The following is a 23,373-nucleotide window of genomic DNA, read 5'->3' on the forward strand; positions in this document are numbered from 1 at the left end:
GTACGAGGTGCGGGAACTTCGCCACCTGTCGGCGCGCTTGCATACAGTGGCAGGACCGGCAGGAATTCTGCAGTTTCCGCGATCGAAGGGACGTACATGCCCATGGGTCACACGGCCACAGCTGAGGCAGGCTCCGGCGGCCTGACAGCGACCGAGCACCGCCTGGCCAACGGCCTGCGCGTGGTGCTCTCCGAGGACCATCTGACCCCGGTCGCGGCGGTGTGCCTCTGGTACGACGTCGGCTCACGGCACGAGGTCAAGGGCCGTACCGGCCTTGCTCACCTTTTCGAGCACCTGATGTTCCAGGGCTCCGGCCAGGTGAAGGGCAACGGCCACTTCGAACTGGTGCAGGGCGCGGGCGGCTCCCTCAACGGAACGACCAGTTTCGAGCGCACCAACTACTTCGAGACGATGCCCGCCCACCAGCTGGAGCTCGCCCTCTGGCTGGAGGCCGACCGCATGGGCTCGCTGCTGGCCGCACTCGACGACGAGTCCATGGAGAACCAGCGGGACGTCGTCAAGAACGAGCGCCGCCAGCGTTACGACAACGTGCCCTACGGCACCGCCTTCGAGAAGCTGACCGCGCTCGCCTACCCCGAGGGCCACCCGTACCACCACACCCCGATCGGGTCGATGGCGGACCTGGACGCGGCGACCCTGGAGGACGCCCGCGCCTTCTTCCGCACCTACTACGCGCCGAACAACGCGGTGATCTCCGTGGTCGGGGACATCGACCCGCGGCAGACGCTCGCGTGGATCGAGAAGTACTTCGGCTCCATCCCCGGGCACGACGGAAAGCCCGCCCCGCGCGACGGCTCGCTGCCCGAGGTCATCGGCGGGCAGCTGCGCGAGGTCGTCGAGGAGGAGGTCCCGGCGCGCGCTCTGATGGCCGCCTACCGGCTCCCGGAGGACGGCACGCGCGCGGCCGACGCGGCTGACGTGGCGCTCACCATCCTCGGCGGTGGCGAGTCGTCCCGGCTCTACAACCGGCTCGTACGCCGCGACCGCACCGCCGTCGCGGCAGGGTTCGGCGTGCTGCGGCTCGCCGGAGCGCCCTCCCTGGGCTGGCTGGACGTGAAGACGTCCGGTGACGTCGAGGTCCCGGTGATCGAGTCCGCCGTCGACGCGGAGCTCGCCCGGTTCGCCGAGGAGGGCCCCACGGACGAGGAGATGGAGCGCGCCCAGGCCCAGTTGGAGCGCGAGTGGCTGGACCGGCTCGGCACGGTCGCGGGCCGCGCCGACGAACTGTGCCGGTACGCCGTCCTGTTCGGCGACCCGCAGCTCGCCCTGACGGCCGTACAGCGCGTCCTGGACATCACGGCCGAGGAGGTCCAGGAGGTCGCGAAGGCCCGCCTGCGCCCCGACAACCGCGCGGTGCTCGTGTACGAGCCGGTCGCTGCCGGCACCACCGAAGAGGACGAGGAGGCGGCGAAGTGACCGAGCTCGCCACCATGGACTTCCACCCGCAGCCCCAGGCGGGTCAGCCCAAGCCCTGGGCCTTCCCGGCGCCCGAGCGCGGCACGCTGGACAACGGCCTGACCGTGCTGCGCTGCCACCGCCCCGGCCAGCAGGTCGTCGCCGTCGAGGTGTTGCTCGCCGCGCCGCTCGAGGCCGAGCCCGCGGGCCTCGACGGCGTCGCCACGATCATGGCGCGCGCCTTCTCCGAGGGCACCGACAAGCTCTCCGCCGAGGAGTTCGCCGCCGAGCTGGAGCGCTGCGGCGCCACCCTCGACGCGCACGCCGACCACCCCGGCGTGCGGCTGTCGCTCGAAGTGCCCGTCTCGCGCCTGCCCAAGGCGCTCGGGCTGCTCGCCGACGCCCTGAGGGCACCGGCGTTCGCGGACAGCGAGGTCGAGCGGCTGGTGCGCAACCGGCTCGACGAGATCCCGCACGAGACGGCCAACCCGGCCCGGCGGGCCGCCAAGGAGCTCTCCAAGGAGCTGTTCCCGGCGACCTCGCGCATGTCGCGCCCGCGCCAGGGCACCGAGGAGACCGTCCAGAAGATCGACTCGGCGGCCGTACGCGCCTTCTTCGACAAGCACGTACGTCCCGCCACGTCCACCGCTGTGATCGTCGGCGACCTGACCGGCGTCGACCTCGACGCGCTGCTCGCCGAGACGCTCGGCGACTGGACCGGTTCGTCCGCCGAGCCGCGCCCCGTGCCGTCGGTGGCCGCCGACGACACCGGCCGTGTGATCATCGTGGACCGCCCCGGCGCGGTCCAGACGCAGCTGCTCATCGGCCGCGTCGGCGCCGACCGGCACGACCGTGTGTGGCCCGCCCAGGTGCTCGGCACGTACTGCCTCGGTGGCACCCTCACCTCGCGCCTGGACCGCGTCCTGCGCGAGGAAAAGGGCTACACCTACGGTGTGCGGGCGTTCGGCCAGGTCCTGCGCGCCGCGCCGGACGGAACCGGTATCGCGATGCTCGCCATCAGCGGCTCCGTGGACACCCCGAACACCGGCCCGGCGCTCGACGACCTCTGGAAGGTGCTGCGCACCCTCGCCGCCGAGGGCCTGACGGACGCCGAGCGCGACATCGCCGTACAGAACCTGGTGGGGGTGGCGCCCCTCAAGTTCGAGACCGCGGCGGCCGTCGCGGGCACGCTCGCGGACCAGGTCGAGCAGTACCTGCCGGACGACTACCAGGCGACGCTGTACCAGCAGCTCGCCGCGACCGGCACCGTGGAGGCCACCGCGGCCGCCGTGAGCGCCTTCCCGGTGGACCGTCTGGTGACCGTCCTCGTCGGCGACGCCGCGCAGATCCAGGAGCCCGTCAAGGCCCTCGGAATCGGTGAAGTGACCGTCGTTCCGGCGGAGTAGAGGTTCAACGGAGCGTGACTCCGTAGGGCCCGGGTGACTGAAGAGTCGCCCGGGCCCCTTTTTGATCGGATTTCCGCTCGGGTCTTCGCGCGGACTTCATCCCCAAGATGTCCGTATTGGTAGGGAGGTTGCCCGTCTGCCCTGTGGCATGCACTACAAAAGCCGTGATCCGTTTGTTGATTGAAAGACGCCCCGTCTAGCGTCGGTGCGGCTGTTCGTCAGGCAGTGCGCCGCGCCCGCGGCACCGGACAGTCATCGCCGAGTCCCCGTACGGCGCGAGCCAGGGGAGCCGGGGACCCACACGTAGTCCCTGGGGTGAATCGGACGCCCTCCCTGGAGGGAGTCCGTAGGAGACCTTCCTGCTCCGAACCCGTCAGCTAACCCGGTAGGCGAGAGGGAAGGAAAGGATCAGCCCCTACATGGCGTTCACCTGTGGCCCCGGGAAACACCGCCGTCCGAGCCGCGTGAAGCGCTCCACCACGAACGCCGTCGGCGTCGCCGCGCTCACCACCACCGGTGTCATCGGAACCCTGGCCGCTCCGGCACTCGCCGCGGACGCCTCCGTCGAGCAGACCGGGCTGACCCAGGCCGTCACCCTCGGTGACAGCGTCGCCGCCCAGATCGACGCGCAGGCCGCCGCCCAGCAGCGCGCCGCCGACGAGGCCGCCGCGCGCAAGAAGGCCGAAGAAGCCGCGCGCAAGAAGGCCGCCGAGGAGGCGAAGAAGGAGCGCGAGGCCAAGGAGCGTGCCGCCCGCGCCGCCGAGCGCAAGCGCCTCAACACCTTCGTCCTGCCGATCACCGGCTCGTACATCTCCACCGGCTACAAGACCGGCGGCAGCCTCTGGTCCTCCGGCAGTCACACGGGCGTCGACTTCCACGCCGCCTCCGGCACCTCGGTCCACGCGGTCGGCTCCGGCACGGTCGTCACGGCCGGCTGGGGTGGCGCGTACGGCAACCAGATCGTCCTGAAGATGCACGACGGCACCTACACGATGTACGGCCACCTGTCGTCCATCGGCGTCTCCGTGGGGCAGACGGTCACCCCGGGCCAGCAGATCGGCCTCTCCGGCGCCACCGGGAACACCACCGGGCCGCACCTCCACTTCGAGGCCCGTACGACGGCGGAGTACGGCTCCGACATGGACCCGGTCGCCTACCTCCGCTCGCACGGCGTGAACGTCTGACGCTCGCACACCCCGAACGCCTGACGACCGGCGTCAACACTTCCGAAGCCCCGGCTCCCCTCAGCCGGGGCTTCGTCGTTTCGAACGGCTGTCTGTCCAAAAAATATCCATGGATTCCGGCCCGCCATCGGAAATTCCAGTTCTCTGCAATAGAGTCGCTGAACAAGCGTCAATCGACCGCGTTTCGCGGGGATTAAGGCGGAGGTCCGGTCATGCGCATTCCCGCGCACTCGGTATGCACGGCGATCCGTGACGACATCGTCGCGGGTGTCTACGAGCGCGGCAGCCGGCTCACCGAGGAACTGCTCGCGCGACGCTACGGCGTCTCGCGGGTCCCCGTGCGCGAGGCCTTGCGCACGCTGGAGGCCGAGGGCTTCGTCGTCACCCGTCGGCACGCGGGCGCGTGCGTCGCGGAGCCCACCGAGCAGGAGGCCGCGGACCTGCTCGAGATGCGCATGCTCCTGGAGCCGCTGGGCGCCGCGAGGGCCGCGCAGCGGCGTACCGAGGCCCACCTCAAGGTGCTTCGAGGCCTGGTCAGACTGGGGCAGGAGCGGGCCAGGAAGGGGAACAGCGAGGATCTGCGCTCGCTCGGCGGCTGGTTCCACGAGACCCTCGCGCAGGCCTCCGGGAGCCCCGCGCTGACCTCCACGCTGGCCCAGCTGCGGCACAAGATCGCCTGGATGTACGCGGTCGAGGCGCCGGCCAATCCGGCGGAGTCCTGGGCGGAGCACGGCGGGATCGTGGACGCGGTGGCGCGCGGCGACAGCGAGCGGGCGCGGGCCGTCACGGCGCTGCACGCCGAGCGTGCGACGGTCGCGCACCGGCTGCGTTTTCCCGGCGTGGGAGATCGTCCGGAGCGTGTGAGGACTTCGCAACATCCCGTAAACATGACGGGCGTGCGTCATTAACACCGGCACCGTATACAAAGAGGGGTAATTCGCGGGGGATTATTTCTGCTGCCCGCAATTAGAAAAAGCGAAGGGCCCGCCCGATGTTTTCGGGCGAGCCCTTCGAATGCGTGCGGGGCGGGGTCTTTTGGTGCGAAGACCACTCCCGCCATCAATTGAGGAACCCCGATCGAGGGCTCTTACTCAGACGGTCTCGGGGAGCTCCTCGAGACCCTCCGCCACCAGCTTCGCCAGCCGGTCGAGCGCGGCGTCCGCGCCCTCGGCGTCCGAGGCGAGGACGATCTCCTCGCCGCCCTGGGCGCCCAGGCCGAGGACCGCCAGCATGGAGGCCGCGTTGACGGGGTTGCCCTCCGCCTTGGCGATCGTCACGGGGATACCGGAGGCCGTGGCCGCCCGGACGAAGATGGAGGCGGGACGGGCGTGGAGGCCCTCGGCCCAGCCGACGTTGACGCGGCGCTCAGCCATGTGATGCTGCCCTTCAGGTGTTCAGGGTTGTCTAGACCAGTGTTCCACAACGTGAAGCGAGTCCGGGCAGGGTGTTGTTCCCGTCCCGAACTCCGCGTCGGATCCCGGCCTGGATCCGACTTCGGTGCCCCTAGCCTGCCTCGCGCCGTTGTCGGACGCGAGCCGTACTCTGGGGCCCATGCAGACCTCGTCGGACCGGCACGAGTACCCCTCCCACTGGGAGGCCGACGTGGTGCTGCGCGACGGCGGCACCGCCCGCATCAGGCCCATCACCGTCGACGACGCCGAGCGGCTGGTGAGCTTCTACGAGCAGGTCTCGGACGAGTCGAAGTACTACCGCTTCTTCGCGCCCTACCCGCGCCTGTCCGCCAAGGATGTCCACCGCTTCACGCACCACGACTTTGTGGACAGGGTGGGACTCGCGGCCACGGTCGGCGGCGAGTTCATCGCCACCGTACGCTATGACCGTATTAATGCTGATGGTCGGCCCGCCTCGCTGCCCGCGGACGAGGCCGAGGTCGCTTTCCTCGTGCAGGACGCCCACCAGGGCCGCGGCGTCGCCTCGGCCCTCCTGGAGCACATCGCGGCCGTCGCCAGAGAGCGCGAGATCCGCCGTTTCGCCGCCGAGGTACTGCCCGCCAACAGCAAGATGATCAAGGTGTTCACGGACGCCGGTTACCAGCAGAAGCGGCACTTCGAGGACGGCGTCGTACGCCTGGAGTTCGACCTCGAACCCACCGACCGCTCGCTCGCCGTGCAGCGCGCGCGGGAGCAGCGCGCCGAGGCGCGGTCCGTGCAGCGACTGCTCGCGCCCGGCTCGGTCGCCGTCATCGGAGCGGGCCGCACCCCTGGCGGGGTGGGACGCAGCGTCCTCGACAACCTGCGCGAGGCCGGGTTCACCGGGCGGCTGTACGCCGTGAACAAGGCACTCCAGGAGAAGGAGCTCGGCGGCGTCCCGGCCCACCGCTCCGTCCGCGACATCGCCGAGCCCGTCGACCTCGCGGTCGTCGCCGTGCCCGCGCCGTACGTCCCCGAAGTCGTCGCGGAGTGCGGCGAGCACGGGGTGCAGGGCCTCGTGGTCGTCTCTGCCGGGTACGCCGAGAGCGGCCCCGCCGGACGCGAGCGCCAGCGCGCACTCGTCCGCCAGGCGCGCACGTACGGGATGCGCATCATCGGACCGAACGCCTTCGGGGTGATCAATACCTCCCCCAAAGTGCGCCTCAACGCCTCGCTCGCGCCCGAGATGCCGCGCCCCGGGCGGATAGGCCTGTTCGCCCAGTCCGGCGCGATCGGGATCGCGCTGCTCTCCCGGCTGCACCGGCGCGGCGGCGGCGTCACCGGCGTGACCGGAGTGTCCACCTTCGTCTCCTCCGGGAACCGGGCGGACGTGTCCGGTAACGACGTACTCCAGTACTGGTACGACGACCCGGACACCGACGTCGCCCTGATGTACCTCGAATCCATCGGCAACCCGCGCAAGTTCACCCGGCTCGCCCGGCGGACGGCGGCCGCCAAGCCGCTGGTCGTGGTCCAGGGCGCGCGGCACGCCGCCGCTCCCCAGGGGCATGCCGTACGGGCCACCCGGCTGCCGCACGCCACCGTGTCCGCGCTGCTGCGGCAGGCCGGGGTGATCCGGGTCGACACGATCACCGAGCTGGTCGACGCGGGGCTTCTGCTGGCCCGCCAGCCGCTCCCCGCCGGACCCCGGGTGGCCATCCTCGGCAACTCGGAGTCCCTGGGGCTGCTGACCTTCGACGCGTGCCTCGCCGAAGGACTGCGACCGCTTCCTCCGCTGGATCTGACCACGGCGGCCTCGGCGGAGGACTTCCACCGGGCGCTGACGAAAGCCCTCGCCGATGACAGGTGCGACGCCGTGGTGGTGACCGCCATACCGGCGGTGGGGGAGACGTCGGCCCAGGACGCGGCCCTGGCGGAGGCCCTGCGATCGGCCTCGGCCTCGGCCCCGGCGAAGCCGGTGCTCGTGGTGCACGTCGAGCTCGGCGGGCTCGCGGAGGCCCTGTCGGCGGCGGCCAGCACCGCACCACAGGCGGCGTCCACGGCACCCGGCGCGGGCCAGGCACCCCGTCCCGCCGAACGCCCGGCCACCACGGTCGGCGGCCCCTCGGAGGCGAGCCCCCGGCTCATCCCCGCCTACCCCGCCGCCGAGCGCGCCGTCCGCGCCCTCGGCGAGGCCGTGAAGTACGCCCAGTGGCGGCGCGAGGCGGCCGACCCCGGCAAGGTCCCCGAGTACGAGGACATCGACGAGAAGGGCGCCGCCGAGCAGATCGACGAGCTGCTCTCCCGGGGCTCGGGACTGACGCTCGCCCCCGAGGACGCCTGCGTGCTGCTCGGGCGGTACGGCATCGACGTACACCGGGCACTGCCCGCGCCGACACCCGACGAGGCCGCGGCGGCCGCGCGCACCCTCGGTTACCCCGTGGCCCTCAAGACCACCGCACCGCACCTGAGACACCGCGCCGACCTGGGCGGCGTACGCCTGGACCTGACGGACGAGACGCAACTGAGGAGGGCGTACACGGAGTTGACCGACCTCTTCGGAACGCCGGAAGTGCTGCGCCCGGTCGTGCAGGGCATGGCGCCGCGCGGGGTCGACACGGTCGTACGCGCCGTCATCGACCCGGCGGCCGGAGCGGTGCTCTCGTTCGGCCTGGCCGGAGCTGCGTCGGAGCTGCTCGGGGACACGGCACACCGGCTGGTTCCGGTCACCGACCGGGACGCGAGCTCGCTGGTCCGGTCGATCCGGACGGCGCCGCTCCTGTTCGGCTGGCGTGGCTCGGCGCCGGTCGACACCTTGGCCCTCGAAGAGCTGATGCTGCGCGTCTCGCGGCTGGTCGACGACCACCCGGAGGTCGTCGCCGTCTCCCTGGAGCCGGTGGTGGTCGCCCCGCGCGGCCTGAGCGTGCTCGGCGCCACCGTGCGGCTGGCCCGCGCCCCCGTTCGCGACGACCTCGGCCCCCGCACGCTTCCCGTCGTCTGAGCCCTGCCGGTCCGGTGGCCCGTACCGTGCCGGCCCGTCGTCCGAGCCGTACCGGCACCCGCCGCCGTCGACGATTCGTTCTGATCCGTCCACGACAGACACCCGCGAGCGGTGCCTCGCAGTCAGTGGGCCACCGTAGGATGGACGTCATGGCCAAGACCAGTACGACGACCCAGGGGCTGCGAGCGGCGATCGAGCGCAGCGGCTACTACCCGGCCCTCGTGGCCGAGGCGGTGGAGGCCGCGATCGGCGGCGACACCATCCGGTCGTACCTGGTCCACCAGGAGACCACGTTCGACGCCAACGAGGTGCGCCGGCACGTGACCGTGCTCGTCCTCACCGGCAACCGCTTCATCGTGAGCCACACCGACGAGCAGAACGCGGACACGACCTCACCGACGCCGTACGCCACGACCTCGACCGAGTCCGTGAAACTCGGCCGGATCTCGTCGGTCGTCGTCAGCCGGGTCGTCGCCAACCCCGAGTCGTACACGCCGGGCGCGCTGCCCCGCGAGGTCGTCCTGACCATCGGCTGGGGCGCGGTCTCCCGCATCGACCTGGAGCCCGCGGCCTGCGGCGACCCCAACTGCGAGGCGGACCACGGCTACACGGGCAACTCGACGGCGGACGACCTGAGCCTGCGCGTCAGCGAGGCCGGGGACGGCCCGGAGACGGTGCGCCAGGCCCTCGCCTTCGCGCAGTCCCTCTCCGAGGCGACCGCGGACATCACCCGCTGATGGCGCTGCCCACCTGGGACCACCCGGAACCGCTGGCCATCGATTCCGCGCCCGTCCCCGAATACGGCGCGGGCTCGCTCGCCGATCTGCTGCCCACGCTCGCCGCCGGCATGGGCGTCCCCGGCATGACCACCGCCATACCGGAACTGACCGAGGCCGACCGGAACTGCGTCTTCCTGATCGACGGCCTCGGCTGGGAGCAACTGAAGGCGCACCCGGACGAGGCCCCCTTCATGAGCTCCCTCCTGGGCAGCTCGCGCGGCGGCACCGGCCGCCCGATCACCGCCGGCTACCCGGCGACCACCGCGAGTTCCCTGGCCTCCGTCGGCACGGGCCTGCCGCCCGGCGCGCACGGCCTGCCCGGCTACACCGTGCGCAACCCGAGGACCGGCGAGCTGATGAACCAGCTGCGCTGGAGTCCCTGGACGGAACCCCGCGCCTGGCAGCCGTATCCCACCGTCTTCCAGCTCGCGGACGCGGCGGGTGTGCACACGGCCCAGGTCTCGTCCCCCACTTTCCAGAACACCCCGCTCACGAAGATCGCCCTGAGCGGCGGAACGTTCCACGGGCGGCTGTCCGGCGAGGAGCGCATGGACCTCGCGGCCGAACAACTGGCCGCCGGCGACCGCTCGTTGGTGTACACCTACTACGCCGAGGTGGACGGCAAGGGCCACCGCTTCGGCATCGACTCGGACCCCTGGCGCGGTCAGTTGATGTACGTCGACCGCCTGGTCCAGCGCCTCGCGGAGCAACTGCCCCCGCGCGCGGCGCTGTACATCACCGCCGACCACGGCATGATCGACATCCCCTTCGACGAGCAGCACCGCATCGACTTCGATGAGGACTGGGAGCTGCGCGCGGGAGTCGCCCTGCTGGGCGGCGAGGCCCGGGCCCGGCATGTGTACGCCGTCCCGGGTGCCGAGGCGGACGTCCTGACCTGCTGGCGCGAGGTCCTCGGCGAGCAGTTCTGGGTGGCTTCACGCGACGAGGCGATCGCGGCGGGCTGGTTCGGACCGCAGGTCGACGAACGGGTGTACGCCCGGATCGGCGACGTCGTGGCGGCGGCCTGCGACGACGTCCTGATCGTCGCGACCGAGCGGGAGCCGAAGGAGTCGGCGATGGTCGGCAACCACGGTTCGATGGCACCGGTGGAGCAGCACGTTCCGCTTCTGGAAGTACGTACCTGACCCCTCCCCGCCCGTCTCTGCTCCGCCCGCCTCCCTTCTTGCCGAAAGGTGCTCAACTCCCTATGCCCGAGCTGGTGTTCTTCTCCGGAACGATGGACTGCGGGAAGTCGACGCTGGCTCTCCAGATCGAGCACAACCGCTCGGCCCGGGGCCTGCAGGGCATGATCTTCACGCGCGACGACCGCGCGGGGGAGGGCAAGCTCTCCTCGCGCCTCGGCCTGGTCACGGATGCCGTGGAGGTCGCGGACGACCAGGACCTCTACGCGTACCTCGTCGACCACCTCTCCCAGGGCGGCCGGGCGGACTACGTGATCGCGGACGAGGCGCAGTTCCTGGCCCCCGGCCAGATCGACCAACTGGCCCGGACGGTCGACGACCTGGGGATCGACGTCTTCGCGTTCGGCATCACCACCGACTTCCGCTCCAAGCTCTTCCCCGGCTCCCAGCGCCTCGTCGAGCTCGCCGACCGGGTCGAGGTCCTCCAGGTCGAGGCTCTGTGCTGGTGCGGCGCCCGTGCCACCCACAACGCCCGCACGATAGGCGGCGAAATGGTCGTCGAGGGCGCCCAGGTGGTCGTAGGCGACGTCAATCAGGCGGAGGACATCGGCTACGAGGTTCTGTGCCGTCGACACCACCGGCGCCGGATGACGGCGGCGACGGCCCGCGCGGGCGCCCTCTCGCCCGACGTACTGCCGATCGCCTCCGCCTGACTCTCAGCGCGCTGCGTGCGTCATCGCTCGGTGCGGATCACCGAGAACACCGCGCCCTCCGGGTCCGCCACCGTGGCCACCCGTCCGTAGGGCGAGTCGTGGGCCGCCTTGAGGAGGTGTCCGCCGAGATCGGTGGCCTGGGCGACGGCCTCGTCCACGTCCGCGACCTCGAAATACGTCAGCCAGTGCGCGCCGCGGTCGCGGGGCAGGCCGTGGCCGACGCCGTGCATGCCTGCCACCGGGCGGCCGTCGATGTGCAGGGTCATGTAGTCGAAGTCGGCCGAGACGACCGGCTCCGGCTCGTGTCCGAAGACCCCCTGGTAGAACTTGACGACGCTTTCGGTGTCGCGGGTCACCAACTCGATCCAGGCGGGGGTGCCGTGCACCCCGTGGAGCGCCGTTCCCAGATGGGCCGCCGCCTGCCAGACCCCGAAGACGGCGCCCGTGGGGTCCGAGGCGATCAGCAGCCGCCCGGCCTCTCCGGCGTCCAGGGGACCCACGCCCACGGTGCCGCCGCAGTGCCGTACCGACTCGGCGGTGTGGTTCACGTCCTCCGAGGCGAAGTACGGCGTCCAGGCGATCGGCAGATGCCGGTCGGGTGGCATCTGTCCGATTCCCGCCACCTCGTGGCCGTCGAGCAGCGCCCGCGCATACGGGCCGAGCTGCCGCGGGCCCGGCTGGAACTCCCAGCCGAACAGCTCTCCGTAGAACTCCTGGGTCGTGGCCATCCCGTGCACCATCAGGCTCACCCAGCAGGGCACGCCGGGTGCGTGCCGAGCGTTCGTGGTGCCGTTCGGGCCGGCCGACTCCCGTGCCTCGGTCATCGTCACTCTCTTCTCGGCCCCTCGCGGTGGCCGTTCACCTTCCGCCTACGAACACGCGTACCGCAATCGCGCGCGTGCACGCCCCGTGCCGATGCTCGCACCACCCGTCACCCTGCGCGCCCCGGCGGCGTCATCGTGTAGTGGTCCACTGCCGGAGAATGCCCGATGAGCCGTTTCCCATCCGTTTCCGCGTGATTGCCGGGGAGTGTCCATCGGCTGTACAGCATGTGCCCGAACCCGTACGCCCGGTGATCGGACCTGTCCGGCCGAGCAGAGTAGCCGGACCTGGACGCCGGGGCCACCCCGTACGCGAGGATGGTGGCCATGAACGCCATCATCTCCGCATCCGAACTCGCGAGTGACCTGGTGGGACCGAACCCGCCGGTCGTGCTCGACATCCGCTGGCAGCTCTCCATGGCGACGGCCGCCGGGGCCGCCCCCTTCGACGGCCGGGCCGCCTACGCGGCAGGGCACATCCCCGGCGCGGTCTTCGTCGACCTGGATGCCGAACTCGCCGGGGAGCCGGGCGAGGGCGGCCGCCATCCGCTGCCCGACCTGGAGGTCTTCGGCGAGGCGATGCGGGCCGCCGGGGTGTCGGCGGACCGGGATGTCGTCGTGTACGACGGTGGCGTGGGGTGGGCCGCCGCGCGGGCCTGGTGGCTGCTGGGCTGGACGGGGCATCCGTCGGTGCGCGTGCTGGACGGCGGGCTGGCCGCCTGGAGCGGGCCGGTGTCCTCGGAGGTCGCCGAGCCCGCCCCCGGAACCTTCGAGCCGGTCGCGGGCGCCCGGCCGCTGCTGGACGCGGACGGGGCCGCCGCGCTCGCTCGTACGGGGCTGCTGCTCGACGCCCGGGCCGGGGAGCGCTATCGGGGCGAGGTCGAGCCGATCGACCCCGTGGGCGGGCACATCCCGGGCGCGGTCTCGGCGCCGACCACGGAGAACGTCACGGAAACCGGCGAGTTCCGGCCATCGGGCGAGCTCGCGGAGCGCTTCAAGTCCCTCGGTGTGACCGGCACTTCGGAGGTCGGCGTCTACTGCGGTTCGGGCGTGTCCGCCGCTCACGAGGTACTGGCACTCGCCGTCGCGGGCATCCCGGCCGCGCTGTACGTGGGTTCCTGGTCGGAGTGGTCGAGGGACCGCGGCCGTCCGGTCGCGGTGGGCCCCGACCCCCAGTAACGGCAAGTCGTGGTGGGCCCCGATCCCGAGTAACGGCAAGTCGTGGTGGGCCCCGATCCCGAGTAACGGCAAGTCGCGGTAGGCCCCGCCCCCGAGCAACGGCAAAGGGGCCCGCTCCAGCGTGGCGCGGGCCCCGATGTCGTACAACTGACTAGTCCTGCTTCTTTCGTCGCGTCCCGAAGACGATCTCGTCCCAGCTCGGGACCGCCGCTCTGCGGCCCGGGCGGACGCCGTCGGCCTCGGCCTGGCGGTCGGTCGCACCGACGAGACGGTCGCGGTGGCTGCCGACCGAGCGGGGCATGAGCACGTCCGCGTAGGCGGATCCGGCGCCGGCCGAGGCCGCGGGGGCCGGTGGCTCCTCCGCCTCGGGCTCGGTCGGTGGCTCCTCCGTCGCCGGGAGTTCCGCGGTGGCGGGTCGCTCGGGCACCACCATGTCGCCCCGGAAGCTGGGCACCGCTTCCAGGAGGCTGGTGAGCGAGTCGCGGTCGCTCACACTCTCCTCGATCGGATCCGGGGATGGCCCGGGCAGGCTCGGGCGCTCCATCTGCCGGTCCAGGGCACGGTCCAGCGGGCGGTCGCGCGGCAGCCGTGCGATCCGTGGGACGAACGGGAAGCTCGGCTCGGGCGCCGCGAGGTCGTCGGACTCGCCGATCAGCGAGCGCGCCTCGTCGTCCACGGCCTGGACGAGCCGCCGGGGTGGGTCGTACGTCCAGCTCGCCGAGTGCGGCTCGCCCGCGACCCGGTAGACCAACAGCACTTCCCACGTGCCGTCGTCACGACGCCACGAGTCCCACTGGACGGTGTCCTTCTCGGCGCCCCGGATCAGCAGCCGTTCCTGGACGGCCTCACCGAGTTGGGGTCCGGCGTTCTCACCGGGGCGGCGGACAGGAGTCTTCCGGGCTCGCTCGGCCATGAAGGCACGCTCGGCGAGCACGGGGCCTTCGAAGCGACGCACCCGGTCGACGGGAATTCCCGCGAGCTGGGCGACTTCCTCCGCGGAGGCGCCGGCACGTATCCGCGCCTGGATGTCTCGGGGGCGGAGATGGCTCTCCACCTCGATCTCGATCTGGCCGAGGCGGGGACGGTCGCCGCGAACAGCGGCGCGCAGACGCTCGTCAATCGGAAGCGTGTACTCCGTGCTGTCCGCAGCCTTCAGCACCAGCCGTGTGCCGTCGTTAGAGACGGCCACGACACGCAGTTCGGGCATGGGGACCTCCCGGGTGGTGCCTGCCGACGTCACGTGCGTCGCTGCTTCCGCTAGTCGAGTGTGGCCTGCCCGGGTGCAGCCTGCCACAACCTTGCCGAGTTGCCCGGCGTGTCGGGCACGGGCCCGGGGTTGCCGTTATGGCACGGTTACCTATTCGCAACGCTAAGTGACGAACTCCATCACCCTGTGCAACGAGCCCCCTCCCGGCGGTCCTGTCAGGCCCCGGACACCCTGGCGGGAGTCCGGACCCAGGGCTCGCAACAGTACTCCATTCGGGCCATGTGCGTGGATCGGCGCGCCGCCCAACTTCTAGTGAGGGGTGGTAGTTGGCCGTCCACTGTGCCGTATTCGTGACCTTGAAACGTGTTGTACTTCACGTAATCGCCAGAAACGGAACTAAACGTTTCGCCCGTCCGTCCCTTTCTCGTGCAAGCGGTCGAGAAGTACGGGAAAGGCAGGCAAGGTCCGGGGATGCGTGAGAAGTCGGATACGGGCGAGGAATCGGGGGCGAAGGAGGGGGCACCGAGGAGGAAGCGGGTTGACCTGAGCCTTCCGCAAGTGGCGGGCAGCGCCGTGGCCGCGGTGGTGGCGGCCAAACTCGCCTCCTACTTCGGGGTGTACGGGACGATCCTGGGCGCCGGAGTGGTCAGCGCGATCGCCACCTGTGGAGGCACCGTCTTCCAGCACTTCTTCAAGCGCACCGGCGAACAGCTCCGCGACGTCACGGTCCAGGCGAAGCCGAGGCCCGAGCAGGCCCTGGTACCAGGGGCGTTCACCGAGGGCACCGTCTATCGCGCCCGGGTCAAGAGCTGGAAGCGGCCGGTGGTTGCGGCGGCGCTCGTCTTCGGCGTCACGATGGCGGGGATCACGACGTACGAGCTGGTGTCGGGGCAGAGCTTCAGCGGCGACGGCACGAGCACCACCGTCGGTGACGCCCTCAAGGGCAGCGGCTCCGGCTCCCACTTGAGGCCCGATACGACGCCTTCGAGCGGGTCCTCGTCGAGGGAGCCGTCGGCCACCGACAGCACTCCCGGCACCGAAGACGGCTTCGGCGCCGGCGCCACTCGGGGTGACGGCCGTGCCACATCCCCTACGCCGACGCCGAGTTCCAGTGCCGCTTCGCAGGCGCCGGCCGACACCCCGGCGCCCACGGACGGTTCGCCTACGAGCCCAGCACCCGACGCAAGTAGTCGTTCCCAAAGCGGCGATCCGGGTCAAGACGGTCCCGCAGCGCCGTGAACTCGCCGAAGCGCGGATACACCTTCGAGAAGTACTCCGCGTCGCGGGTGTGCACCTTGCCCCAGTGCGGGCGGCCCTCGTGCGCCGTGAAGATCCGCTCGGCCGCGGTGAAGTACGCCTGATAGGGCGTACCCCTGAACATGTGGACGGCGATGTAGGCGCTCTCCCGCCCGGACGCCGTGGAGAGCGTGATGTCGTCGGCGGGGGCCGTGCGCACCTCGACGGGGAAGCTGACCCGCAGGGACGAGCGGTCGACCATCGTCTTCAGCTCGCGCAGCGTCTCGACGAGCGCCTCGCGCGGAACGGCGTACTCCATCTCCACGAAGCGCACCCGGCGCGGAGAAGTGAAGACCTTGTAGGGAATGTCGGTGTAGGTCCGCGCGGACAGCGCCCGGCTGGAGATCTTGGCGATCGTCGGAATGGTGACGGGCGCGGCGCGGCCGACCAGATTCGCCACCTGGAAGACCCCGTTGGAGAGGAACTCGTCCTCGATCCAGCCGCCGATCTGCCCGATCGGCTTCTCGGGGCCGGCGCTGCGGTTGTTGCGCTTGGTGTTGCAGTTGCCGGTGTGCGGGAACCAGTAGAACTCGAAGTGCTCGTTCTCGGTGAAGAGTTCGTCGAAGTCGGCGGTGACCTTGTCGAAGGTCATCGGCTCCTCGCGGGCCGTGAGCAGAAAAATGGGTTCTACGGAGAAGGTGATCGCGGTGACGATCCCCAGGGCGCCGATGCCCACCCGGGCCGCCGCGAAGACATCGGGATTCTCCTCCTCGGAGCAGGTGAGGAGCGAACCGTCCGCGGTGACCAGCTCAAGTCCCTTGATCTGCGCGGCGATCGAGGCAGAGTCGCGGCCCGTGCCGTGCGTTCCGGTGCTGGTCGCGCCCGACACCGTCTGTTCCATGATGTCGCCCATGTTCGTGAGCGACAGCCCCTCGCGCGCGAGAGCCACATTGAGACGCTTGAGCGGGGTGCCCGCCTCAACGGTGACGGTCCCGGCCTCGCGGTCGATCTTGCGGATGCCGGTCAACAGTTGAGGGCGGATCAATACGCCGTCGGTCGCGGCGGCGGCGGTGAAGGAGTGCCCGGTGCCGACGGCCTTGACCCTCAGACCATCGTCGGCCGCCTTGCGTACGGCCGCGGAGAGCTCCTCGACCGAAGCGGGGACGACTTCCCGTACGGGACGGGCGGTGACGTTCCCCGCCCAGTTACGCCACGTGCCGCTCTTCCCGCTCACTGTGGTGCTCATGGGTCCCCTCCCGCTGCGGAACCGGCCTGCTCAGCCGGCGATACCCGAGGAATCCGACCGCGACCGCGACGGCTCCGGACACCGCCGGAACCCCGTACCCGGCCTTCGCACCGGCGGCGTCGATCACCCAGCCGGCCACGGAGGAGCCGAGCGCGACCCCGACCGCGAGTCCGGTGCTCACCCAGGTCATGCCCTCGGTCAGTTTCGCGCGTGGTACGTGCTGTTCGATGAGGGACATCGTCGTGATCATCGTGGGAGCGATGGACAGGCCCGCAACGAACAGCGCCACGGCCAGAAACGGCAAGTTTCCGACCAGTAGCAGGGGGATCATACTCACGGCCATGGCGCATATGCCCAGCAGCCACCGACGTTCGGGCGTCCCCTTGAAATGCAGCAGTCCGAACACGGCTCCCGCCGCGCATGAACCCGCCGCATAGAGGGCCAGAACCACGCTCGCGGCGCCCTTGTGACCCTGCTCCTCCGCGAAGGCCACGGTGACCACGTCCACGGCCCCGAAGATCGCTCCGGTCGCCACGAACGTGGCCACCAGGACCTGGAGTCCGGCCGCGCGCAGCGCCGAACCGCTGGTGTGGTCCTCACGCGGGTGCGGCACGGGCTCGGTCGCGCGCTGGGAGGTCAGCCAGAAGACGCCCACCGCCAGGAAGCAGGCGGCGAGCAGGGGCCCGGCTTCCGGGAACCACACCGTGGACAGGCCGATGGAGAAGATCGGCCCGAAGATGAAGCAGATCTCGTCCACCACGGACTCGAACGAGTACGCGGTGTGCAACTGCGGGGTGCCTCCGTAGAGGGCCGCCCAGCGGGCCCGGATCATCGCGCCGATGCTCGGGACACAGCCGATCCCGGCCGCGCAGACGAACAGCACCCAGTCCGGCCACTCGAAGCGCGCGGCCAGCAGCAGCCCGGCGGCCGCCGCGAGCGCGAACAGGGTGACGGGGCGCAGCACCCGCCGCTGGCCGTGCCGGTCCACCATCCGGGAGACCTGGGGGCCCATCACCGCGGCCGCGAGTGCCATGGTCGCCGACAGCGCGCCCGCGAGCCCGTACCGCCCGGTGAGCTGGGAGATCATCGTCACCACGCCGATGCCCATCATCGACAGGGGCATCCGGCCGAGGAAGCCCGCGGCGGAGAAGCCCTTGGAGCCGGGGGCGGCGAACAGGGCGCGGTACGGGCTGGGCACGAAGGGTCTCCGGTGGGCTCGGCCCGGCCGCACGGTCACCGCGTGCGGCCGGACTCCGGTAAGGCGTGTAGATGGCCGATACAGCTTACAGGTTAGGGGACCCTAACGCACTCCCTCGCGTGCTCCCCGATCCCGCTTGTCAGGTGTGTCATGTGTCCGTTGTCCGGCTGTCAGCGACGGGTGGCAGGATCGGACACATGCCAGATGTGCTCGATGCCACCCCCTACGACGCCCTGCTCCTGCTCTCGTTCGGCGGCCCCGAAGGCCCGGACGACGTGGTTCCGTTCCTGGAGAACGTGACGCGGGGGAGAGGCATCCCCAAGGAACGGCTGAAGGAAGTGGGGCAGCACTACTTCCTGTTCGGCGGGGTCAGCCCGATCAACGACCAGAACCGTGCCCTGCTCGACGCCCTCCGCAAGGACTTCGCGGACCACGGCCTGGACCTGCCCGTGTACTGGGGCAACCGCAACTGGGCGCCGTACCTCACCGACACCCTGCGCGAGATGGTCACCGACGGCCGCCGCCGCGTCCTCGTCCTCGCCACCAGCGCGTACGCCTCGTACTCGGGCTGCCGGCAGTACCGCGAGGACCTCGCCGGTGCCCTGGCGGCCCTGGAGGCCGAGGGCCTGGAGCTGCCGAAGATCGACAAGCTGCGGCACTACTTCAACCACCCCGGCTTCGTCGAGCCCATGATCGAGGGCGTCCTGAAGTCCCTCGCCCAGCTCCCCGAGGACGTACGGGCGGGTGCGCACCTCGCCTTCACCACGCACTCCATCCCCACCGCCGCCGCCGACACCTCCGGCCCGGCCGAGGACCACGGCGACGGCGGCGCCTACGTCAAGCAGCACCTGGACGTGGCGAAGCTGATCGCCGACGCCGTGCGCGAGGAGACCGGGATCGAGCACCCCTGGCAGCTCGTGTACCAGTCGCGCTCCGGAGCCCCGCACATCCCGTGGCTCGAGCCCGACATCTGCGACCACCTGGAGGAGCTGCACGGGGCCGGGGTCCCGGCCGTCGTGATGGCCCCCATCGGGTTCGTCTCGGACCACATGGAGGTGCTGTACGACCTCGACACGGAGGCGACGGCCAAGGCGGAGGAGCTGGGGCTGCCCGTGCGCCGCTCGGCCACCGTGGGCGCCGACCCCCGCTTCGCCGCGGCGATCCGCGACCTCGTCCTGGAGCGCGCCGCGACAGAGAACGGGCTGCAGGTGACACCCTGCGCCCTGGGCGCGCTCGGCGCGAGCCACGGCCTGTGCCCTGTGGGCTGCTGCCCGGCCCGCGCCCCCAAGCCCGCCGCCGCGGGCGCCGACAGCCCGTACGCCTGAGGAGCCCCTTGATCGAGCCCCTGCACACCGAACTGCTCCAGCTCGCCCACGACGCCGCCCGCCGCGCAGGCGAGCTGCTGCGGGACGGCCGCCCGGCGGACCTCACGGTCGCCGCCACCAAGTCCAGCCCGATCGACATCGTCACCGAGATGGACATCGCCGCCGAGAAGCTGATCACCGACCTGATCTCCCAGCACCGCCCCCACGACGGCTTCCTCGGCGAGGAGGGCGCCTCCAGCGAAGGCACCAGTGGTATCCGCTGGGTCGTCGACCCGCTCGACGGCACGGTGAACTACCTCTACGGGCTCCCGACCTGGGCGGTGTCCATCGCGGCCGAACAGAACGGCGAGACCGTCGTCGGAGTCGTCGCGGCACCGATGCGCGGCGAGACCTACAGCGCCGTGCGCGGCAGGGGAGCCCGGGCCACCGGGGCCTGGGTCGGCGAGCGCCGGCTGGCCTGCCGCCCGTCGCCGCCCCTGGACCAGGCCCTGGTCTCGACCGGCTTCAACTACGTGACCGAGGTCAAAGTCCACCAGGCCGAGGTCGCCCACCGGCTGATCCCCCTGCTGCGCGACATCCGGCGCAGCGGTTCGGCGGCCGTCGACCTGTGCGACGTCGCCGCGGGCCGCCTCGACGGCTACTACGAGCGCGGTCTGCACCCCTGGGACCTCGCGGCGGGCGACCTGATCGCCCGTGAGGCGGGTGCCCTGACCGGTGGACGCCCCGGAGAGCGCCCCGGGGGCGATCTGGCTGTCGCGGCCTCCCCGGGCGTCTTCGAGCCCCTCCAGCGGCTTCTGGAGGAGTTCGGCGCCTGGCACGACTGAGGACACCCACCGTTCTTGGTACGTACGGCACCGGCTGTTCCCGGTGCGTACAGCGGCTACGGAATTCGGTACGCACAACAACGGAGCGGGGCCCCGGCACTGGATCGATGCCGGGGCCCCGCTCTCGTACGAACTGCTCAGACGCGCGACGCGCCGACCTCCACACCGTGCTCGGCGGCAAGGCGGCGCAGGTCCTCGAGCTCGGCCTGCTCGACCTCCGCGAGGAAGTCGTCGCCTGTTTCGCGAGCCCGCGTCAGGTCGGACTCGGTCGCCCTTATGCGCTGCAGAAGTCCTGCGGTGAATGCGTCCATGCTGCGCCCCCTCGTCCTGGGTCGTGGGTCGGTGGCACGGGGGTGTGCCGTTGGGAAGGGGCGATCACGTCTCCAGAGGGTGCCCAGCGCTGCCCGGGCTGGGCGGCGACGGTGCCGGACACCCACGCCCGCTCTGCGGAAGCGGTTGGACGTACCACAAGGTGGCTTGCCACATGCAGAGCGTGATCGCGGGGTGTAAAGCCGTCCTCCCCCCGCTCCCTTCCGTGGAAACCTCAACCCGACGAGAAAATCTCGTATTCCCGGGCCCGGAGACCGTCGTACCGGTCGCCTCTCACCCGTCTTACAGCCGGTTTATGGCCGAAAAGGGCAGGATGGAGGCCATACCCATGACAGACCCCCCTGCCCACGTGTGCCGAAGAGGCGCTACGCGGGTGGACAGAGGAAGGACAAGCGACGTGCGCGTACTCGTCGTCGAGGACGAGCAGCTGCTCGCCGATGCGGTGGCCACCGGACTGCGCCGGGAGGCCATGGCCGTCGACGTCGTGTACGACGGTGCGGCCGCCCTGGAGCGCATCGGCGTCAACGACTACGACGTGGTCGTCCTCGACCGCGACCTCCCGCTCGTGCATGGCGACGACGTCTGCCGCAAGATCGTCGAGCTCGGCATGCCCACGCGCGTGCTGATGCTCACCGCCTCCGGCGACGTCAGCGACCGTGTCGAGGGCCTGGAGATCGGCGCCGACGACTACCTCCCCAAGCCGTTCGCGTTCAGCGAGCTGACGGCACGCGTGCGTGCTCTCGGGCGTCGTACGAGCGTGCCGTTGCCGCCCGTCCTGGAGCGCGCCGGGATCAAGCTCGACCCCAACCGGCGCGAGGTCTTCCGCGACGGCAAGGAGGTCCAGCTCGCGCCCAAGGAGTTCGCCGTCCTGGAGGTGCTGCTGCGCAGCGAGGGCGCCGTCGTCTCCGCCGAACAGCTCCTGGAGAAGGCCTGGGACGAGAACACGGACCCCTTCACCAATGTCGTCCGCGTCACCGTCATGACCCTGCGCCGCAAGCTCGGGGAGCCCCCGGTCATCGTCACCGTGCCCGGCTCCGGCTACCGGATCTGACCCGCGGTGGCCACGACTCCCGCGCCCCCCACAGCGCCTCCGAAGCCGACCTGGGACCCCAGAAGGGCGGAGCCTCCGTTCCCCTGGCTGCGCCCGACCATCCGCATACGGCTCACGCTGCTGTACGGCGGCATGTTCCTGATCGCCGGCATCATGCTGCTGTCGATCATCTATCTGCTCGCGGCGCAGGCCCTGAACACGGGCGCAGAGCCGCTCTTCAGGATCGCCGGCGGCACCGACATCAAGGTCACCAGCGACAACTGCCCCGCGGTCAACTCGGGCCTGTCGCTCGACGCCTTCAACGCCGCGATCAGCCACTGCATCGACCTCCAGCGCCAGTCCGCCCTGGACAACCTGCTCAGCCGCTCCCTGCTCGCCCTGCTCGGCCTCGCGATCATCGCCTTCGCCTTCGGCTACGCGATGGCGGGCCGCGTCCTGTCGCCGCTCGGCCGGATCACCCGCACCGCGCGCGCGGTGGCGGGCTCGGACCTGTCCCGGCGGATCGAGCTGGACGGCCCCGACGACGAGCTGAAGGAGCTGGCGGACACCTTCGACGACATGCTGGAGCGGCTGCAGCGGGCCTTCACCGCCCAGCAGCGTTTCGTCGGCAACGCCTCGCACGAACTGCGCACCCCGCTCGCGATCAACCGCACGCTCCTCGAGGTACACCTGTCCGACCCCGGAGCCCCGGTGGAGCTCCAGCAGCTCGGCAAGACGCTGCTCGCCACCAACGAGCGCAGCGAGCAGCTCGTCGAGGGCCTGCTGCTGCTCGCGCGCAGCGACAACCAGATCGTCGAGCGCAAGCCCGTGGATCTCGCCGAGGTCGCCACACAGGCCGTCGACCAGGTGCACGCCGAGGCCGCGGCCAAGGGCGTGGCGATCCGCGGGGAGCGCGCCGCGGCGGTCGTCCAGGGCAACGGCGTCCTGCTGGAGCGGATCGCCCTGAACCTCGTCCAGAACGCGGTGCGGTACAACGTGCCGGAGGACGGCTGGGTCGAGGTCACGACACAGGTCCAGCACGGCCAGGCGGTACTGGTGGTCACGAACACGGGTCCGGTGGTTCCCGCGTACGAGATCGACAATCTTTTTGAGCCTTTTCGGCGGCTGCGCACGGAGCGCACCGGCAGTGACAAGGGCGTGGGCCTCGGCCTTTCCATCGCCCGGTCGGTGGCCCGCGCACACGGGGGCCATATCGCGGCAGAGCCGCGCGAGGGGGGTGGGCTCGTGATGCGCGTCACCCTGCCGATCTGAGACCATGTCGCGGACACGCGGCGATGTTCGCTTTGCGCGGAATTTTCTGGTCGCCCATCCGGGAGACTCGTGTGTGATCGATCACAAGGGCGAATTTCCGGCCATCTACTCTCCGTGGTCACGCAGGCTGTCGTAAAGCCGGGAAAATCCGGGTTTTCGGGGGTCTAGATCACGGGAAGTACACGGTGGGACGCCTTTGAAGTGGGCCCTTCGGACCGTGTACGGTCCGCATCGCCATCCAAGCCGATCACTCATGAGGAGTCCGGTTGGGTGTCGATTGAGTAACAGACCTTGATGTGAGGCAAAATCTCCGCCTCAGGTCGGGCACAAGTCCGGCCTCTCACGCGTTACGTGCGCTGAGACACCGCAGACACCCAGAGGGGGAGAGCGACATGGCAACGGATTACGACACCCCACGCAAGACCGACGACGACGTCGACTCGGACAGCCTTGAAGAACTGAAGGCTCGCCGGAACGACAAGTCGACGTCGTCGGTCGACGTAGACGAGTTCGAGGCCGCAGAAGGCCTGGAGCTGCCCGGAGCCGACCTCTCGAACGAGGAGCTGGCCGTCCGGGTGCTGCCCAAGCAGCAGGACGAGTTCACTTGCATGAGCTGCTTCCTGGTGCACCACCGCAGCCAGCTGGCCCGCGAGAAGAACGGTCAGCCGATCTGCCGCGACTGCGACTGAGGCAG

Annotated in this window: 21 protein-coding genes and 1 riboswitch; of the genes, 15 read left to right on the forward strand and 6 right to left on the reverse strand. The window is 70.7% G+C overall.

The window, feature by feature from the left end:
• The first annotated feature begins 96 nt into the window (after nt 1–96).
• From OG798_RS37965 to OG798_RS37980, 4 genes are all read left to right on the forward strand, one after another.
• Nucleotides 97–1,437, forward strand: coding sequence for a M16 family metallopeptidase (locus OG798_RS37965; RefSeq protein ID WP_095852195.1), 1,341 nt, complete (start codon nt 97–99; stop codon nt 1,435–1,437).
• Entirely contained in the window at nt 1,434–2,822 is a 1,389-nt protein-coding gene (locus OG798_RS37970) for a M16 family metallopeptidase (RefSeq protein ID WP_095852194.1), read from the forward strand. Before OG798_RS37965 ends, OG798_RS37970 begins: the two co-directional genes overlap by 4 nt.
• 246 nt (nt 2,823–3,068) lie before the next feature.
• A riboswitch (cyclic di-AMP (ydaO/yuaA leader) is annotated at nt 3,069–3,229 on the forward strand.
• A gap of 12 nt (nt 3,230–3,241) precedes the next feature.
• Complete coding sequence (locus OG798_RS37975) at nt 3,242–4,006, forward strand: M23 family metallopeptidase (protein WP_097224582.1); 765 nt, start codon at nt 3,242–3,244, stop codon at nt 4,004–4,006.
• Nucleotides 4,007–4,218: 212 nt separating this feature from the next.
• Entirely contained in the window at nt 4,219–4,914 is a 696-nt protein-coding gene (locus tag OG798_RS37980) for a GntR family transcriptional regulator (protein ID WP_095852192.1), read from the forward strand.
• A 183-nt stretch (nt 4,915–5,097) separates the two neighbouring features.
• On the opposite strand, the gene OG798_RS37985 is transcribed toward OG798_RS37980, so the two are convergent.
• Nucleotides 5,098–5,379 (reverse strand): HPr family phosphocarrier protein, encoded by a 282-nt coding sequence (locus OG798_RS37985; protein ID WP_054229914.1) that lies wholly within the window; start codon nt 5,377–5,379, stop codon nt 5,098–5,100.
• Between the two features lie 178 nt (nt 5,380–5,557).
• Here OG798_RS37985 and OG798_RS37990 point away from each other — a divergent pair, with 178 nt between their 5' ends.
• The 4 genes from OG798_RS37990 to OG798_RS38005 all read left to right on the forward strand — a co-directional run bounded on the left by OG798_RS37990 (nt 5,558) and on the right by OG798_RS38005 (nt 11,011).
• Nucleotides 5,558–8,377: a bifunctional acetate--CoA ligase family protein/GNAT family N-acetyltransferase gene (locus OG798_RS37990; RefSeq protein WP_328758411.1), complete on the forward strand. Its 2,820-nt coding sequence runs from the start codon at nt 5,558–5,560 to the stop codon at nt 8,375–8,377.
• 149 nt (nt 8,378–8,526) lie between these two features.
• Nucleotides 8,527–9,114 carry a DUF5998 family protein gene (locus tag OG798_RS37995; protein WP_179436417.1) on the forward strand — a complete coding sequence of 196 codons (588 nt, stop codon included), beginning with the start codon at nt 8,527–8,529 and terminating at the stop codon, nt 9,112–9,114.
• Entirely contained in the window at nt 9,114–10,301 is a 1,188-nt protein-coding gene (locus OG798_RS38000) for an alkaline phosphatase family protein (RefSeq protein ID WP_097224581.1), read from the forward strand. The genes OG798_RS37995 and OG798_RS38000 overlap by 1 nt, the downstream gene beginning before the upstream one ends.
• 62 nt (nt 10,302–10,363) lie before the next feature.
• On the forward strand, nt 10,364–11,011 hold the full coding sequence (locus tag OG798_RS38005) for a thymidine kinase (RefSeq protein WP_095852189.1): 648 nt from the start codon (nt 10,364–10,366) through the stop codon (nt 11,009–11,011).
• A 20-nt stretch (nt 11,012–11,031) separates the two neighbouring features.
• Here OG798_RS38005 and OG798_RS38010 read toward each other — a convergent pair whose 3' ends face one another.
• Nucleotides 11,032–11,835 (reverse strand): VOC family protein, encoded by an 804-nt coding sequence (locus OG798_RS38010; RefSeq protein WP_095852188.1) that lies wholly within the window; start codon nt 11,833–11,835, stop codon nt 11,032–11,034.
• Nucleotides 11,836–12,159: 324 nt separating this feature from the next.
• Here OG798_RS38010 and OG798_RS38015 point away from each other — a divergent pair, with 324 nt between their 5' ends.
• Nucleotides 12,160–13,011 (forward strand): sulfurtransferase, encoded by an 852-nt coding sequence (locus OG798_RS38015; RefSeq protein ID WP_121414810.1) that lies wholly within the window; start codon nt 12,160–12,162, stop codon nt 13,009–13,011.
• Between the two features lie 151 nt (nt 13,012–13,162).
• Here OG798_RS38015 and sepH read toward each other — a convergent pair whose 3' ends face one another.
• Entirely contained in the window at nt 13,163–14,251 is a 1,089-nt protein-coding gene (gene sepH, locus OG798_RS38020) for a septation protein SepH (protein ID WP_095852185.1), read from the reverse strand.
• A 438-nt stretch (nt 14,252–14,689) separates the two neighbouring features.
• On the opposite strand from sepH, the gene OG798_RS38025 reads away from it, so the two are divergent.
• On the forward strand, nt 14,690–15,457 hold the full coding sequence (locus OG798_RS38025; RefSeq protein ID WP_097224577.1) for a hypothetical protein: 768 nt from the start codon (nt 14,690–14,692) through the stop codon (nt 15,455–15,457).
• Here OG798_RS38025 and OG798_RS38030 read toward each other — a convergent pair.
• Together OG798_RS38030 and OG798_RS38035 are read right to left on the reverse strand one after the other, a co-directional pair.
• A complete protein-coding gene (locus OG798_RS38030; protein WP_267063007.1) occupies nt 15,381–16,700 on the reverse strand; it encodes a D-arabinono-1,4-lactone oxidase in 1,320 nt (439 codons plus the stop codon). The two genes, OG798_RS38025 and OG798_RS38030, sit on opposite strands and share 77 nt — an antisense overlap.
• Nucleotides 16,660–17,898, reverse strand: a complete 1,239-nt coding sequence (locus OG798_RS38035) for an MFS transporter (RefSeq protein ID WP_097224575.1) — start codon at nt 17,896–17,898, stop codon at nt 16,660–16,662. Before OG798_RS38035 ends, OG798_RS38030 begins: the two co-directional genes overlap by 41 nt.
• Before the next feature lie 197 nt (nt 17,899–18,095).
• On the opposite strand from OG798_RS38035, the gene OG798_RS38040 reads away from it, so the two are divergent.
• Both OG798_RS38040 and OG798_RS38045 read left to right on the forward strand, forming a co-directional pair.
• A complete protein-coding gene (locus tag OG798_RS38040; protein ID WP_120985502.1) occupies nt 18,096–19,223 on the forward strand; it encodes a ferrochelatase in 1,128 nt (375 codons plus the stop codon).
• 8 nt (nt 19,224–19,231) lie between these two features.
• Complete coding sequence (locus OG798_RS38045; RefSeq protein ID WP_095852180.1) at nt 19,232–20,047, forward strand: inositol monophosphatase family protein; 816 nt, start codon at nt 19,232–19,234, stop codon at nt 20,045–20,047.
• A gap of 137 nt (nt 20,048–20,184) precedes the next feature.
• On the opposite strand, the gene OG798_RS38050 is transcribed toward OG798_RS38045, so the two are convergent.
• Nucleotides 20,185–20,358 (reverse strand): hypothetical protein, encoded by a 174-nt coding sequence (locus OG798_RS38050; protein WP_165854003.1) that lies wholly within the window; start codon nt 20,356–20,358, stop codon nt 20,185–20,187.
• Nucleotides 20,359–20,774: 416 nt separating this feature from the next.
• On the opposite strand from OG798_RS38050, the gene OG798_RS38055 reads away from it, so the two are divergent.
• The 3 genes from OG798_RS38055 (at nt 20,775) to OG798_RS38065 (ending at nt 23,368) form a co-directional block, all read left to right on the forward strand.
• Nucleotides 20,775–21,428, forward strand: a complete 654-nt coding sequence (locus tag OG798_RS38055; RefSeq protein WP_010983842.1) for a response regulator transcription factor — start codon at nt 20,775–20,777, stop codon at nt 21,426–21,428.
• A gap of 6 nt (nt 21,429–21,434) precedes the next feature.
• Nucleotides 21,435–22,679: a sensor histidine kinase gene (locus tag OG798_RS38060; RefSeq protein ID WP_095852179.1), complete on the forward strand. Its 1,245-nt coding sequence runs from the start codon at nt 21,435–21,437 to the stop codon at nt 22,677–22,679.
• Nucleotides 22,680–23,071: 392 nt separating this feature from the next.
• Nucleotides 23,072–23,368, forward strand: coding sequence for a DUF4193 domain-containing protein (locus OG798_RS38065; RefSeq protein ID WP_003997302.1), 297 nt, complete (start codon nt 23,072–23,074; stop codon nt 23,366–23,368).
• Nucleotides 23,369–23,373 lie beyond the last annotated feature (5 nt).

It is taken from the genome of Streptomyces sp. NBC_00271 (genome assembly GCF_036178845.1).
GTDB lineage: Bacteria > Actinomycetota > Actinomycetes > Streptomycetales > Streptomycetaceae > Streptomyces.

Excerpts from the sequence above, each read along its gene's own strand:
- OG798_RS38065 (WP_003997302.1), top strand. The coding sequence starts at position 23,072 with ATGGCAACGGATTACGACACCCCACGCAAGACCGACGACGACGTCGAC.
- OG798_RS37995 (WP_179436417.1), top strand. The coding sequence starts at position 8,527 with ATGGCCAAGACCAGTACGACGACCCAGGGGCTGCGAGCGGCGATCGAG.
- OG798_RS38005 (WP_095852189.1), top strand. The coding sequence starts at position 10,364 with ATGCCCGAGCTGGTGTTCTTCTCCGGAACGATGGACTGCGGGAAGTCG.
- OG798_RS37980 (WP_095852192.1), top strand. The coding sequence starts at position 4,219 with ATGCGCATTCCCGCGCACTCGGTATGCACGGCGATCCGTGACGACATC.
- OG798_RS38015 (WP_121414810.1), top strand. The coding sequence starts at position 12,160 with ATGAACGCCATCATCTCCGCATCCGAACTCGCGAGTGACCTGGTGGGA.
- OG798_RS38025 (WP_097224577.1), top strand. The coding sequence starts at position 14,690 with ATGCGTGAGAAGTCGGATACGGGCGAGGAATCGGGGGCGAAGGAGGGG.
- OG798_RS37965 (WP_095852195.1), top strand. The coding sequence starts at position 97 with ATGCCCATGGGTCACACGGCCACAGCTGAGGCAGGCTCCGGCGGCCTG.
- OG798_RS38050 (WP_165854003.1), bottom strand. The coding sequence starts at position 20,358 with ATGGACGCATTCACCGCAGGACTTCTGCAGCGCATAAGGGCGACCGAG.
- OG798_RS37985 (WP_054229914.1), bottom strand. The coding sequence starts at position 5,379 with ATGGCTGAGCGCCGCGTCAACGTCGGCTGGGCCGAGGGCCTCCACGCC.
- OG798_RS37975 (WP_097224582.1), top strand. The coding sequence starts at position 3,242 with ATGGCGTTCACCTGTGGCCCCGGGAAACACCGCCGTCCGAGCCGCGTG.
- OG798_RS37990 (WP_328758411.1), top strand. The coding sequence starts at position 5,558 with ATGCAGACCTCGTCGGACCGGCACGAGTACCCCTCCCACTGGGAGGCC.
- OG798_RS38030 (WP_267063007.1), bottom strand. The coding sequence starts at position 16,700 with ATGAGCACCACAGTGAGCGGGAAGAGCGGCACGTGGCGTAACTGGGCG.
- OG798_RS38040 (WP_120985502.1), top strand. The coding sequence starts at position 18,096 with ATGCCAGATGTGCTCGATGCCACCCCCTACGACGCCCTGCTCCTGCTC.
- OG798_RS38000 (WP_097224581.1), top strand. The coding sequence starts at position 9,114 with ATGGCGCTGCCCACCTGGGACCACCCGGAACCGCTGGCCATCGATTCC.
- OG798_RS38010 (WP_095852188.1), bottom strand. The coding sequence starts at position 11,835 with ATGACCGAGGCACGGGAGTCGGCCGGCCCGAACGGCACCACGAACGCT.